This window comes from Agrobacterium sp. DE0009 (assembly GCF_007680755.1).
GTDB lineage: Bacteria > Pseudomonadota > Alphaproteobacteria > Rhizobiales > Rhizobiaceae > Agrobacterium > Agrobacterium tumefaciens_B.
The window spans coordinates 171,970-184,730 of sequence record NZ_VEIU01000003.1 but is presented as its reverse complement, the minus strand read 5'-3'; the positions used below and the strand labels follow the sequence as shown (position 1 = coordinate 184,730).

Here is a 12,761-nt window from a genome sequence, read left to right as displayed (position 1 = left end):
ACCGATCAAGGCTTGCTGCCGTAGATGTCGAAGCTGAAATACTTCTTGGTGATCTCGTCGTACTTCCCGCTGGCGCGGACGGCGGCGAGAGCGGCGTTCAGCCTGGTCTTCAGCTCCGTATCGTCCTTGCGCAGGCCACCGGAGACGCCAAGACCGAGGATTTCCGGGTCGTCGGCGACATCGCCCATATCGGCGCAGCAATCCTTGCCGGCGTCGCTTTTGACGAAAGCATCCAGGACAATGGAATCACCGAAGACGTAATCGATGCGGCCGGCGGCCAGATCCTGGAAGGCCTCATCCAGCGTCTGGTATGTCTTTTCCTCAGCGACATCAGCGAAATATTTCTTGTAATATTCGGACTGGATGGTCGCCACCTGAATACCGATGGTCTTGCCCTTGACGTCTTCCGCCGCCGCGCCCGGCTTTTCGCCCTTGGCGCCGATCAGCTTGCTCGGCGTCTTGTAATATCTGTCGGTGAAATCGATCACCTTCTGGCGCTCTTCCGTGTTCGACATGGACGACCAGATGACATCGAACTTCTTGGTCTGCAAGGCGGGGATGAGACCATCCCAGGACAGCTCGACGATCGAGCATTTTTCCTTCATTTCCGCGCAGACGGCGTCCATGAGATCGATTTCCCAACCCTGCCACTTGCCGGTAGCGTCCTTGGCGAAGAAAGGCGGGTAGGATTCGTTCATGATGCCGAAGCGGACATCTGCGCTGGCGGTGAAGGCGGAAACCGCAAATGCCGTTCCGGCAAGCAGCGTTGCGAAAAATTTCATTCAAATCTCTCCTGTAAAATTTTGGCCGTCGGGCATGGATCAGTTGGTAAGAGCACCGGTAAATTCACGACAGCGGGCGCTTATGGGGTTCCCGAACACCTGTGATGGAGGCCCCTCTTCTTCCACTCGGCCCTGATGCAGGAACATGACCTTAGAGGACACGTCCCGCGCAAAACGCATCTCGTGGGTAACGAGCAGCATGGTGCGGCCTTCGTCGGCCAGATCGCGGATAACCTTCAGCACCTCGCCCACCAGTTCCGGATCAAGCGCCGAGGTCGGTTCGTCGAACAGCATCACCGCCGGCTCCATGCAGAGCGCACGCGCAATGGCAGCGCGCTGTTGCTGGCCACCGGAAAGAAAGGCGGGGTAAGCGTTCTTCTTGTCGTAAAGGCCGACCTTGTTCAGCAGGGCCTCGGCCTTTTCGACCGCTTCATGCCGCCTCACGCCGAGAACGTGAACGGGCGCCTCGATGACATTTTCAAGAACCGTGCGATGGGCCCAGAGATTGAAATTCTGGAATACCATACCAAGCCCGGTGCGCAGTTTTTCCACCTGCCGCCAGCTTTTCGGCACGACCTTGCCGTCGCGGCCAGCCTTCGTGGCGATCTCCTCGCCATTGACGATGACGCGGCCGCGATCCGGTGTTTCGAGAAAATTGATGCAGCGCAGGAAAGTGCTCTTGCCGGAACCGGACGAGCCGATGATCGATATGACATCGCCCTTGTGGGCTTTCAGCGAAACGCCCTTCAAAACTTCATGCGTGCCGAAGCTCTTGTGGATGTCATCCGCTTCGAGCGCGCAGGCGCCTGTATCTGCCATCGATTGACCTTACCGATCTGTTTCTTTCAATACCGCCGCGGCTACCGGCGCAACGCACGTGCGCCATAACAAAGACGAGAGCCGCGCATGTTTAGCGAAATATCGGAGAGACGCGCGCAACAATCGGCTCTTTTACATATTTGCCGCAAAAAATCATTTCAAAATATCACTGTCGCCGACGGCCGGGGCAGACGCCCTGCCCGTCAACGCCGGAAGCATCGCACTTTGTCTGTGCACCTCCCGTAACAAACTGCCGGCGCGAACGAAAAACAGGCTCGACTCTTTGCCGACTTACTTCGGATTTCAAAGCGTTTTGGCAAAATCACCCGGACCTATTTCATCCAAAGGTTGCTTATCCAAGTATATTTTGTTAATCTTTAAATAATTCAAGGAAAAGCAGCTCAGATAATTGATATATTTCATTTTGTTCTCCACGCGTCATCCGCAGCTCAACCGAATTGCAGGTTTTATATTTATATTAATAAATTCAAATATACGCTGCCGGAGGTTGATTTCGCCATTGCGCACAAGCGGGAGATAGGCGGTGGACGTTAAGATACACGCCGACACGGACGATGGCGACGTCAGTCAGCCGACAAAAATCCTGCCTCAGCCAGGTGCCCCCGGCGTGCGCCCCATGCGCCGGGAAGACTTGCCCGCCGTTCATGCCGTCCTCAACAACGCGTTCAGGAAAACCGCAGATAAAGGCAACTTCGATTTACGCGCCTATATAGAAAAGCTGTTTTTCGGTAGCCCAGCCTTCTGCCCTGACAATGGAAGCGTCGTCTATGATGCCGGCGAAAACGGTATCACGAGCGTCATCCTCGCCGTGCCCATGCGTTTCGTCGTGAATGGTAAAACAATCACGGCACGGCTGCTCTGCGCCTTCGCATCGGACGGAAAGAAAGGCGCATTCGGGGCCGCACGCCTGTCGCGCGGCATGCGCGCCTCCAGGCACGACATGCTGTTTTCCGATACGGCCTCACCCGTCAGCGCCGATCATTGGGTGGCGATCGGCGGCAATATGTTGCCGATCGAAAGCCTGCAATGGCACAAGGCGCTGAAACCCTTCTGCACGATCGCGCTCCGTATGCCGCGCCGTTCGAAACTGGCCAAAACCACCCTCGCCCTCGCGGCTCTCGGTTTTGTGGACCGGCTGCTGCGAAGATGGAAAGAGGGACTGGTTCCCCAGCCGGCGCCCGGCGCCACCGTGAAGGCCATCGACGACGAAACCTTCCGCCGCCAGGCGCTCGTCATGATCGAGCGTTTTTCCATCCGCCCGGAATGGTCGCACGAGGAGTTCCACTGGCTGATGGAGATGAGCAGGGCCAATGAGAGCCTCGGTCAACTGAACGCCCTCACCATCGAGAATGCCGAAGGCCATCCCTTGGGTGCGGCGCTGTTTTTCGGACAGCCGGGACGAACGGCCTACGTGCTTAATCTCGTCTGCGAGGCCGGTCGCGAAAACGATGTGCTCAACACGTTGTTTCACCACTTGGATAAAGAAAACTACGCCCATGTCACCGGCATGGCGCAGCCGTTCCTTATCAACGCGCTTTACCGCCAGAACCACATGAGCTTCCGTCATGATGGCTATTTCTGCATGGCGACGCGGGATGACGGGCTGAGGTCAAAAGCGCTGGCCGGCGATATCTACATCGGTGGGCTGTGCTCGGAAAGCTGGAGCAAGCTTAGTACCGATTATTGAGGCGACATGGCGTCACGCTTTCATGCCTTGCCAAATCGTCCGGCATTGGCAGAAATCAGGTGACGTAGCGCTTTCGCATAGCGTTTTGAGCGCGTCTTGGCTGCCAGAGCGCTTCCCCAGTCCACCATCGACCCGTTGATATCGAAATCGCCCAGCTGTCCCTCGGGAATGTCGCCCTTTTCGATGCGCTCGACGATCGAGGGCAGCGCCGCGTAAAATTCCGGCGAACGATAGGGCGGATGCAGCGAATACATGCCCTTGCCCGTGCCGAGAAAATCAAGGCGGTGCACGCCGACACGCATCATGTTCGTGCTCAGCACTTCCTCGGCCGGCATGGAAACCGGCTGCTGGTTATAGGCATAGGATCGGATGCGCCGTTTGACGTCGGGCCGCAGCAGTTCCAGCGAGCCGATCCGTTTTGAAAAACGGTCCATGTCGATCATGAAAAGCCGCGTGGAGACGGTGGCAAAACGCCAGGTGGGAATGCGTGACGGCAGCTTGCGCGGCGCAGGGATATTCTTCACGCCGGGCATGCCGACATGGCGGGCCACATCCAGATCGCCGCGCACTGTCGGTGGTCCGGAAAACGGCGTGATGCACAGCGCATCCGGATTGGCCTTCTGTAGTGCGACCGCCTCGCTGAACCAGCTCTGGCTACCGCCTCCAAACATCATGTCGCTGTCCATATGCAGCACGTAACGGGCATTGGCGCGTTTCAGGCCATGGAAATAGACATGGAAGGGCCCGCCGTCGAAAGCCTTGGCGGGATACGGAATGGGGGAGCGCGAAAAGAAGGTCTGCGTCACCGCGCCACGCGCCGCCTCGCTGTAATCGACGATATCGACATGGAGATGCGGATAATTGATCTGCATTTCGTCCAGCATGTCGAAGAGGCGCTGACGCGCGGAATCGAAACCATTGCCCTTGTATCGGCCGGCACCCACCTGACCCGTATCGACCGTCAGCAGAATACGGTCCACCTGCCCGCCCCACACCCGCAGCTGATGCGGGAGCGTCAGCGCCGCATGGGGAGCATCGAAGGGGTGGAGATTGATCTGAAGTGCCTTTTGAACGGGAGGAAGCGGCATGTCAGCATTCATCGTCATGCACCACGGTTCCGGAACTCATTGATAACGGCCATCATGGGTTTTTCTTTGAAACTCCAGTCGAGCGGCAGCGGCCGGTTGGCGGTACCGTCCCGGCGCGGATAGGCCCAGCGGATCCAGCTGTATTGATCAGAAATGCCCCATGTGGTGATGGAGGAAAGCGGCCCGCCTGCCGAGGCTGCCTCCAGAAACTCGCGGACCTGGCCGGTGATCAGCATATCCCGCTCAGCTTCCGGCGTCGGCAGCGTCTGGTCCATCACGTCGAGTTCGGTCACGAGGACGGCAAGGCCGTAGCCACGCATCTCGGTCGTGAAGGCCGCCAGCTCGTCTTTGGCGATCGGCCAGCCGCCACGCAGGTGCCCCTGCAGACCGACAGCATTGATCGGCGCGCCTTTTTCGAGCAGCTCGAGAATGAGATTTCGGAAGGCAGCCCGTTTGGCCGGCGATTTCTCGGCGGCAAATTCCACATCATATTCGTTGAGCACGAGCTGCGCCTTCGGATCGACCGCATGAGCGATGTCGAACGCTTTCTTGATGGCGTCGGGCCCGGCGCCGTAATACCAGGCGTCGCGCCGCGCGCGCACGTTGGCGGGAACGTCAGGGATCGGTTCGTTCACCACATCCCAGCTGCGGATGACGTCCTTATATCGCTCCATCACGGTAACGATATGTGTCTCCATCAACTTCTCCACCTTACTGCCGCCAACGGTGGCGAGCCACGGGGCATTGGAAGCGTACCAGATCAGGGGATGGCCATGCATGGAAAGCTTGTGCTGCCGCGCGAAATTGGCGAGCGCATCCGCAGCGGCGAAGTCGAAGACCTCAGCCGAAGGCCGCATGACCTCCCATTTCATTTCGGTGACGGGGGTGATGCGCGAGCAATATTTGACGACCGCCTCACCGATGCGGCTGTCCGCATTGAGGTCGGGCAGATAGACGGCCGCGCCATAGGGAGCAGTTTTGATCGTGGCCTTTTTCTGCGCCGCAAATGCCGGGCCTTCGACAGCATGCAACAAACCGGCGAATGCCGCACCGCCCAAAAAGTTCCGCCGCCCGATCCGCATTCACCCACCTCCTCAATCCCCGGCGCATGGACATTCGACCGACGCACCGCACTTTCATTCCCAAAACATAACATTCCAACCATGCCAAAGGGATATTAAAGATTTGCAAGGTTAACTGACGTTCTCCCACGTCATAATTGGTGAGATCCGCTTAAGGCCGTAGTAACTTCACTGTGAGATTGCTTGGTCTGTCCTGATGGAGTTGAAAAAGCGTGACTTCCGTTTCGATTGTCATTCCCGTTCGCAATGGCGAGCGCTACATCTTGGAAGCGATCGACAGCGTGTTGGTGCAGGGCGAGATCATCCGCGAGGTGCTCGTTGTCGATGACGGCTCCACCGATGCCACCGCGAAAAAAGTGGAAGGTTTTTCTGACCCCCGCGTGAAATTGCTGGCACGCCCGCAGGGCAGACAGGGTGTTTCCGCCGTCCGTAATTTCGGCCTGTCGCAGGCGCGCGGCGAATGGACCATGTTTCTCGATGCCGACGACCGTCTGCGGCCCGGCGCTGTAAATACCTTATCCGCCGGCACGTCGGCCCCGGATGTCGTCGCCGTCTATGGCGACTATGAGCGCATCGATGAACGCGGCCAAAAGATCGGACGGCGCAACCTCATCCGCCGAAGGGAAAAGCCTGACGGTTTCATTCTGGAGGCCTTGCTCGGTGGAAACTTCATCGTCAATGGCGGCATCATGCTGGTCAGAACCCGGGTTTTCCAGGACTTTGGCGGCTTTGACGAGTCGCTCCGGTATGCAGAAGACTGGTATGGCTGGTGCCGTCTCGCCGCCGCAGGCCGCTTCGTCTATCTGCCGGGCTGTCATGTTCTCGATTACCGGGTGCACGCAACGAGCGTGATGATGAACAGGCTTCTGACCTTCCGCGATTGCGAACCGGCAATCGAAGCCGTGTTTTCCGATCCCGCAATCATTGCTGCCGTTTCGCCGCCGGAGCTGCGCCGCCTCCGCCACCGATCCGAAAATCACATGAATGCCTATACGGTGGCGCAGGCCTTTCGCGCCCGCCGCCACCGGGAGGCCCTTTCGGCGCTGGCCGATACCTTCCTCCACCGCCCGCGCCAGAGCTTCAGGGCCATTGCTTTGTCCGCCGCAGCACTTGCCGGCATTTAGGAGTCTTCATGTCCGAGATCATGCCGGAAGCGGTGGTCTGCATTCCAAGTTTCCGCCGGCCGGATGGCCTGAGAAAGACGCTCTCGTCGCTTGCAGCCCAGAAGGTCGATTTTCCCTTCGCCGTCGTGATCGTGGATAATGATGGCGCAGGCCAACAGGGGCTCGCCGTCGCACGTAGTTTCCTTGCGCAAAGCGGTATGGCGGGGCAGGCCCTGGTCGAACCAACGCAGGGCAATTGTTACGCCATCAACACGGCCTTCCGCACCGCCCGGCAGAGCTACCCTTCGGCCGCATGGTTCCTGATGATCGATGACGACGAGGCCGCCTCCCCGCAGTGGCTTGCCGAAATGGTGTCGGCGGCGAAATCCTTCGGCGTCGATATCGTCGGCGGACCCGTCAACCGCGAATTCGACGCACCGGCAACGAAGGCCGTACTGGCGCACCCGCTGTTCGGCTCCATCGAAGCCCGGACCGGCCCCGTCGAGCAAATCCATGGTTCCGGCAATTGCCTCATCTCGCGGCGGGTATTCGAAACCCTACCGAAACCCGAATTCGACGTGCAGTTCAACTTCCTCGGCGGCGGCGACATGGACTTCTTCACCCGCTGCCGCAAGGCGGGTTTTAAATTTGCCTGGAACGCGAAGGCCGTCATCATCGAATATGTGCCGGAAAGCCGGATGGCGCCGCGCTGGATCATGGAGCGCTCGCTCCGCACCGGCATCATCAATTACAGCATCGACCGCGCCCGCCGCCCCGGCCTCAAAGGCGGCCTGCTGCTTGCCGGCAAAAATCTCGTCAGCCTCTGCCTGTCGGTGGTGCGCGCCGTCTCCGCGGCTGTGAAGACCGGTGCCCTGTTGCCAGCCACCCACCCACCATTGATGTCCATCGGCCGGGTGCTGGCAAGCCTCGGCATCACGCTCACCCCCTATAAAGCGCCGGCGAAGAGGGGCTGAGACCCAGGCCACCCGTCATCGGTCAGCCCGAAGTCTTTTGCCTGCCAAACGACATCGGGTTCATGCGCCGCTTCTGAAGACCGAGCGACGAAAAGGCCGTTGCTACGATGAGGAGCGGCACGAGCACCGGCCAGAAAAAACAAAGGATAATGCCGGCCACGCGATAAAAGTCCCAGTTCTTGTCGCGACGGACGCCTTCGACATAGGTCATGACGAGGGAGGTAACGGTGCCAATTCCATATATGAATAGCGCAATGGACGTAATCACCATCGGTGTCCTCAATATCCAGCATTCGAATAAATTTGTAGTATTTTGGCAGTGTAGCGCAGACGAGTGCAGTTGCAACGGGTTTCCGCGGTAAAATACATCCCGCTCAATATGTTAGAGAGATCTCATATTTATTGGGCGAAGCAGGAAGAAGTGCTTGATTGCAACACAGCGGCTCGCCGGAATGCTTCAGCGAGTTCGGCGTGAAGCAACAAAGCGATGTCTAAGCAACGAATAAATCGCAATCGGGTTGGTCAGCAGATAACGCTTGCCTAAACGTTTCGGCTCCAGCATGGCCCGGTAGAGCCATTCCAGCCCCATGTCCTGCATCCATTGCGGCGCCCGGCTGTTCCTGCCGGCAAGAAAGTCGAAGAGGCCGCCGCAGGTCTTGATAACGGCGACGCTGGAAAGCCTGTCGAGATTGCGCGAAACGAAGCGCTGCTCCAGCGGAATGCCGAATCCCACCCAGAGAATATCCGTCTTCGATGCGTCGATGTCCGCAAGGATAGCGTCTTCCTCTGTCCGGCTGAAGTAACCGTTGCGCCGTCCAGAAAAGATGAGGCGCGGATAGAGCTTCTGCATTTCCTCGACGGCCGCCCTGTTCACTTCTTCGGAACCGCCAAGGAAATAGAACCGGCTGCCCGTTTCTTCGGCGCGCTTGGCCACCGCATGCACCAGATCGGTCGTCGCAACCCGTTCTCTCAACGCCTTGCTGCAGAATTTGCGGGAAAAGATCACCAGCGACATGCCGTCGGCGTGTATCTGGTCCGCCTGTTGCATCATGGCATCGAACTCAGGGTCATGATGACAGAGCGCGATGACCTGACCGTTTGCCGACGTGGAATAAAAAGGTCTTGCGCCGGGGGCGCGCTCCCGCGTCGCCCGGTAAATGAAGTCCCGCGCGGTTTCATCGATCGTCACATCAGCAATGGGCAGTGCCGCAAGAGGGATAACCGGCCAGCCCTGACCGCTCTCCTCCGTCTGCGGCATCTCTCTCCCTGTCATGATCTGTCCGGCGTCCAAGATAGGCATCGTTTCATTGTTATGGTCACCCTTATCCATAGGGTATAAGGCTTCAGACACTACGAAGAACTATCATTAATATTTTCATAAGCGGCCGTTTGAAGCGCCAATTTATTCCCCTGAAGGTTGCGCACATCATGACCCTGCTATTCCGGTTTTGCGGATGATGGGGTAAGGGACGCGGACATCAAACCAAGGAAGGGCTTCGGCCATGGAAACAATCTCGATCGACAATCGCGGCGATTTCGGCCTCTGGGCGATAGAGCGGGCGAAAGAAATCGTGGCCAACGAGGCCTCCGATCTGGCGATTTCAGTGCGCGATGGCGACGAGGCTGGCATCCGCGATGCCGGCAATGCGCTGGGCGCGGCCATCGCCGCCGCGCTGCTCGAAGTATATGACGGGCTGATCGCCGACGAATAGTTCTGGGAATCAGCCTTCAGGCCGGGCGCATCGCGACGTCCACATGATCCTCCCGCCGCAGAAAACGCCAGAGGCCAAGCGCCACGGCAATCGCAAGACCGAGGAACAGGCCGCCCGCACCGCCGGCAATCAGGAAGGTCAGCTTGCCGGGCGGCCAGCTTCTGGAATTGGGCGCGACCGGCTGCGAAATGACCCGAACGTTGGTGGAATCGATGGATTGCTGTTCGGCGAGCTGACGCGAACGGGTGAGGTATGTCTCGTAAATCGCGGCCGCCGACCGGGCGTCACGCTCGAGATCACGCAGCCGGACCTGCGCCTCATTATCGGTAAAGACGTTGGCGCGTTCCGCCACGGCCTTTAATCGCAGGGCATCGAGCGAAGAGCGTGCTTCCGCGACGCTGATCTTGGCAGCCTGCAAAATGCGCCGCGCCTCATCCGCCATGCCGCGTTCCAGCATGGCCCGTTCCGCACCCGCCGTGGCAAGTCGCGGATGGCGTGCGCCATAGGTCAGCGTCATCGCGCCGATCTGCTGTTGCAGCGTGCTATATTGCGCGCGGATCGTATTCATTGTCTGGCTGTCGAAGATCGCGTCGCTCTGGCTGCGGTTCTGCGCAATCGCCGCCTCCATCTGCTTCAGGCGCGATTCTTCCTGGATGACACGCTGCTGGGCGGCAAGCACCTGCGCGTTCAGTTCGCCCGAGGCAAGATTGCTGACGAGCTGGCCGTTATTCTCCTGGAGACCGTTCTCACGGCGGAAATCCGCCACCCGTTTTTCGGCAGCGGTCACGTTCTCGCGCATTTCTTCCAGCCGCTTCTTCAGATCGTCGACAACACGCTGGCTGCTATCTGAGGTCGTCTGGAAAAGCTCGTTTTCGAAGGCCTTGACGATGGCCTTGGAGACGGTCACGGATTTATCCGCATCATTGGTCCAGACCGAAAGCGTCACGACGAAGGAACGCGGGTCGCGCTCGGCCGCCACGCGGTCGCCCAGCGACCGCAGCGCCCCGACGCGGTTGTCACCATCCTCTGGCTTTGACGAAAACAGCGCTTTGAACCGGGCAAGCGGCGCGGGTTCGGTGAACTCGGGATCCTGATCAAGCTTAAGCTCGTCTACCACCCGGGCCAGCACGTTGCGCGACGTGATGGTGCGCAGCTTGCTTTCAACTTCGAGGATTTGCGTGTCGCGCTGCTGGTTTGGCGAAAACACCCCGTCATTGACGACATTGAGGTTGGACGGATTGACGACGATATCCGTATAGGCCTTGTAACGCGGCGGCGTCATGGAAGCGTAAGTGAGTGCACCCGTAACGCAAAGAATGATCGCCAGCACGATCCAGACGATCCCGCGGCGCAGCCAGTCGAAAACATCGGCCACCCCGATCCTGTCGAGATATTTTAGCCCGGGAAGGAAACCATCGACACCGCCGCTCGAAGGGATCGCGCGTGGCGGCGCAGCGGCCTCAATAGGCTCGGCAGCGGTCCTCGTCGGCCTGGGCTCGAGATGCTCCTTCAACACGGTACGTTCAAAAATCTCGTCCTCGTCAACGAGATCATCAAGCAGGGAACCGTGGGGTCTGGCCGCGGGCGTCGCTTTGTCATCGAGCGGACGTGCCTGCTTATGTCCCGCCTTTTGAAGCCTGTACATCAGCCAATCCAACTCGAACGAACCACAAAAAAGGCCGGTAACAGGTGATCATCACCGTCGCCAAAGCCGCTATTCACGCGCAAGTCTAGATATGACGGGTGAATTTTAAGTTACCCGCATATTGCCTGGCTATCATCGCCTATTTACAGCGGGCATGAAAGGGACGATTGACCGGTATGATCGAACCGGATGGATCGATAGGTTCTTTCGGGCGTTATCTTTTTCCAGTATCCATTTGACCCCTAATGATTTTGTGAAACGGAGTTTGGCATGAGCCTGAAATTTGGAACGAGCGGCCTTCGGGGTCTCTCTGTCGATCTGAAAGGAAAAGCCTCGGCCGTCTATGCGACGGCATTTGCAAGGCACCTTCTCACATCGGGCCAGGCAAAGGCGGGTGATCCCATTCTCGTTGGCCGCGACTTCCGCGATTCGAGCCCTGATGTTTCCGCCACCTGCATTGCCGCGTTGAAAAAAGCCGGTCTGACGCCGCTTGACTGCGGCACCGTGCCGACGCCGGCGCTTGCACTTTACGGCCTCTCGCTGAAAGCGGGGGCGCTGATGATAACCGGCTCGCACATCCCGGCAGACCGCAACGGTATCAAATTCTATCGCCCCGATGGCGAAATCGACAAGCAGGACGAAACCGCGATCGCCACTCTCGCCGCCGAAATCGAGGCGGAAGGCATCAGCGACGAGGCGGCGACCGCCGAAGACCATTCCGCCATCGCAGCGGAACTTTTCTACGAGCGCAATATCGCGCTGCTGCCGGAAAAGGCGCTTTCCGGGCTCAGGATCGGCGTCTACCAGCATAGCACCGTGGCACGCGATCTTTTCGTCGACGTCCTCGCCCATTATGGCGCTGACGTCGTGGCGCTCGGTCGATCCGACACCTTCATCCCCGTGGATACCGAGGCCGTCTCTCCGGAAACGCTCTCGCTTCTCAAAAAATGGTCGCCCGAGCACAGGCTCGACGCCATCGTTTCCGCCGACGGTGATGGCGACCGTCCGCTGCTTGCCGATGAAAAGGGTGTGCCGCTGCGCGGCGACCTGATCGGCCTGATCACCGCCAATTTCCTCGATGCCGGCGTCGTCGTCACGCCTGTCACCTCCAACTCCGGTATCGAGGCAAACGGCCGGTTCGAAGTGGTCCGCACCAAGGTCGGCTCCCCCTTCGTCATCGCGGGCATGGCTGAAGCGCTTGCGTCAGGTAAAACGGGCGTGATGGGTTTCGAGGCCAATGGCGGCCTGCTGACGGCCTCTAGCTTCACCTTGAATGGCAATCCGCTGGCGCCGCTGCCGACGCGTGACAGCTTCCTGCCGGTTCTCGCCGTGCTGCATCTTTCCGCCGTAGAGAAAAAACCGCTGTCGCATATCGCAGCCGCCTATAACCTGCCCGTCGCCGCCGCCGACCGGCTGGAAAATTTCGCCCAAGAAAAAAGCGCGGCGCTGATGACGCATCTGCGCGCCTCGCGTACCAATCTCGACACGTTCCTCGCCCCGGTCGGCACGGTGAAGGGACTCAGCGACATCGACGGCCTGCGCGTGTCATTGACCGACGGCAGCACCATCCACTTCCGCCCTTCCGGCAACGCGCCCGAGATGCGCTGTTACGTCGAAGCCGCCAACCAGGATGAAGCTGAAACGCTTCTGAGCAAGGGGCTGGAGCTCATTCGAAATTTCGGGTGAGAGTGAAAGCCGCAGGCGCGATGGTAAAAGCTGCGCGCATGAAGAGAACGGACGCGATTAGATGGTAAGTAAAGTCGATCCAATCGCGCCGACGTCATCCTCGGGCTTGACCCAAGGATCTGCAAACGTCGGTTTTATTCGACCTGATTAGATCCTCGGGAT

The 12,761-nt window shown here is 58.9% G+C and carries 12 protein-coding genes; 5 read left to right on the top strand and 7 right to left on the bottom strand.

Features of this window, described 5'->3' with window-relative positions:
- Positions 1–5 precede the first annotated feature (5 nt).
- Together FS804_RS13630 and FS804_RS13625 are read right to left on the bottom strand one after the other, a co-directional pair.
- Positions 6–782: a transporter substrate-binding domain-containing protein gene (locus FS804_RS13630; RefSeq protein WP_144577090.1), complete on the bottom strand. Its 777-nt coding sequence runs from the start codon at positions 780–782 to the stop codon at positions 6–8.
- A gap of 39 nt (positions 783–821) precedes the next feature.
- A complete protein-coding gene (locus FS804_RS13625; protein ID WP_144577089.1) occupies positions 822–1,601 on the bottom strand; it encodes an ABC transporter ATP-binding protein in 780 nt (259 codons plus the stop codon).
- Between the two features lie 637 nt (positions 1,602–2,238).
- On the opposite strand from FS804_RS13625, the gene FS804_RS13615 reads away from it, so the two are divergent.
- Positions 2,239–3,309 (top strand): GNAT family N-acetyltransferase, encoded by a 1,071-nt coding sequence (locus FS804_RS13615; protein WP_144577514.1) that lies wholly within the window; start codon positions 2,239–2,241, stop codon positions 3,307–3,309.
- A 20-nt stretch (positions 3,310–3,329) separates the two neighbouring features.
- On the opposite strand, the gene uppG is transcribed toward FS804_RS13615, so the two are convergent.
- Together uppG and uppI are read right to left on the bottom strand one after the other, a co-directional pair.
- Positions 3,330–4,409: a polysaccharide biosynthesis glycosyltransferase UppG gene (uppG, locus tag FS804_RS13610; protein WP_063948312.1), complete on the bottom strand. Its 1,080-nt coding sequence runs from the start codon at positions 4,407–4,409 to the stop codon at positions 3,330–3,332.
- 2 nt (positions 4,410–4,411) lie between these two features.
- Positions 4,412–5,479, bottom strand: coding sequence for a polysaccharide biosynthesis UDP-hexose transferase UppI (gene uppI / locus FS804_RS13605; RefSeq protein WP_144577088.1), 1,068 nt, complete (start codon positions 5,477–5,479; stop codon positions 4,412–4,414).
- Positions 5,480–5,691: 212 nt separating this feature from the next.
- On the opposite strand from uppI, the gene uppH reads away from it, so the two are divergent.
- Together uppH and uppJ are read left to right on the top strand one after the other, a co-directional pair.
- A complete protein-coding gene (gene uppH, locus FS804_RS13600) occupies positions 5,692–6,603 on the top strand; it encodes a polysaccharide biosynthesis endo-1,4-beta-xylanase UppH (protein ID WP_144577087.1) in 912 nt (303 codons plus the stop codon).
- Between the two features lie 8 nt (positions 6,604–6,611).
- A complete protein-coding gene (gene uppJ / locus FS804_RS13595) occupies positions 6,612–7,556 on the top strand; it encodes a polysaccharide biosynthesis UDP-hexose transferase UppJ (protein WP_144577086.1) in 945 nt (314 codons plus the stop codon).
- Between the two features lie 22 nt (positions 7,557–7,578).
- Here the strand turns inward: uppJ and FS804_RS13590 are convergent, their stop codons facing one another.
- Together FS804_RS13590 and uppL are read right to left on the bottom strand one after the other, a co-directional pair.
- Positions 7,579–7,827, bottom strand: a complete 249-nt coding sequence (locus tag FS804_RS13590) for a hypothetical protein (RefSeq protein WP_144577085.1) — start codon at positions 7,825–7,827, stop codon at positions 7,579–7,581.
- A 186-nt stretch (positions 7,828–8,013) separates the two neighbouring features.
- Positions 8,014–8,814, bottom strand: coding sequence for a polysaccharide biosynthesis UDP-hexose transferase UppL (gene uppL, locus FS804_RS13585; protein ID WP_144577512.1), 801 nt, complete (start codon positions 8,812–8,814; stop codon positions 8,014–8,016).
- Positions 8,815–9,058: 244 nt separating this feature from the next.
- On the opposite strand from uppL, the gene FS804_RS24965 reads away from it, so the two are divergent.
- The gene (locus FS804_RS24965) at positions 9,059–9,268 is read left to right on the top strand and encodes a hypothetical protein (protein ID WP_063948266.1); all 210 of its coding nucleotides are present in this window, start codon (positions 9,059–9,061) and stop codon (positions 9,266–9,268) included.
- 16 nt (positions 9,269–9,284) lie between these two features.
- Here the strand turns inward: FS804_RS24965 and uppM are convergent, their stop codons facing one another.
- Complete coding sequence (uppM, locus tag FS804_RS13575) at positions 9,285–10,913, bottom strand: polysaccharide biosynthesis protein UppM (protein ID WP_186376803.1); 1,629 nt, start codon at positions 10,911–10,913, stop codon at positions 9,285–9,287.
- A gap of 270 nt (positions 10,914–11,183) precedes the next feature.
- Here uppM and uppO point away from each other — a divergent pair, with 270 nt between their 5' ends.
- A complete protein-coding gene (gene uppO / locus FS804_RS13565; RefSeq protein WP_144577084.1) occupies positions 11,184–12,599 on the top strand; it encodes a polysaccharide biosynthesis phosphomannomutase UppO in 1,416 nt (471 codons plus the stop codon).
- Positions 12,600–12,761 lie beyond the last annotated feature (162 nt).

What these genes read in the sequence shown, in the direction of transcription:
- FS804_RS13630 (WP_144577090.1), bottom strand. Translation starts at nt 782, where the DNA reads ATGAAATTTTTCGCAACGCTGCTTGCCGGAACGGCATTTGCGGTTTCC.
- FS804_RS13590 (WP_144577085.1), bottom strand. Translation starts at nt 7,827, where the DNA reads ATGGTGATTACGTCCATTGCGCTATTCATATATGGAATTGGCACCGTT.
- FS804_RS13615 (WP_144577514.1), top strand. Translation starts at nt 2,239, where the DNA reads ATGCGCCGGGAAGACTTGCCCGCCGTTCATGCCGTCCTCAACAACGCG.
- uppG (WP_063948312.1), bottom strand. Translation starts at nt 4,409, where the DNA reads ATGAATGCTGACATGCCGCTTCCTCCCGTTCAAAAGGCACTTCAGATC.
- FS804_RS24965 (WP_063948266.1), top strand. Translation starts at nt 9,059, where the DNA reads ATGGAAACAATCTCGATCGACAATCGCGGCGATTTCGGCCTCTGGGCG.
- uppM (WP_186376803.1), bottom strand. Translation starts at nt 10,913, where the DNA reads ATGTACAGGCTTCAAAAGGCGGGACATAAGCAGGCACGTCCGCTCGAT.
- uppL (WP_144577512.1), bottom strand. Translation starts at nt 8,814, where the DNA reads ATGCCGCAGACGGAGGAGAGCGGTCAGGGCTGGCCGGTTATCCCTCTT.
- FS804_RS13625 (WP_144577089.1), bottom strand. Translation starts at nt 1,601, where the DNA reads ATGGCAGATACAGGCGCCTGCGCGCTCGAAGCGGATGACATCCACAAG.
- uppI (WP_144577088.1), bottom strand. Translation starts at nt 5,479, where the DNA reads ATGCGGATCGGGCGGCGGAACTTTTTGGGCGGTGCGGCATTCGCCGGT.
- uppJ (WP_144577086.1), top strand. Translation starts at nt 6,612, where the DNA reads ATGTCCGAGATCATGCCGGAAGCGGTGGTCTGCATTCCAAGTTTCCGC.
- uppO (WP_144577084.1), top strand. Translation starts at nt 11,184, where the DNA reads ATGAGCCTGAAATTTGGAACGAGCGGCCTTCGGGGTCTCTCTGTCGAT.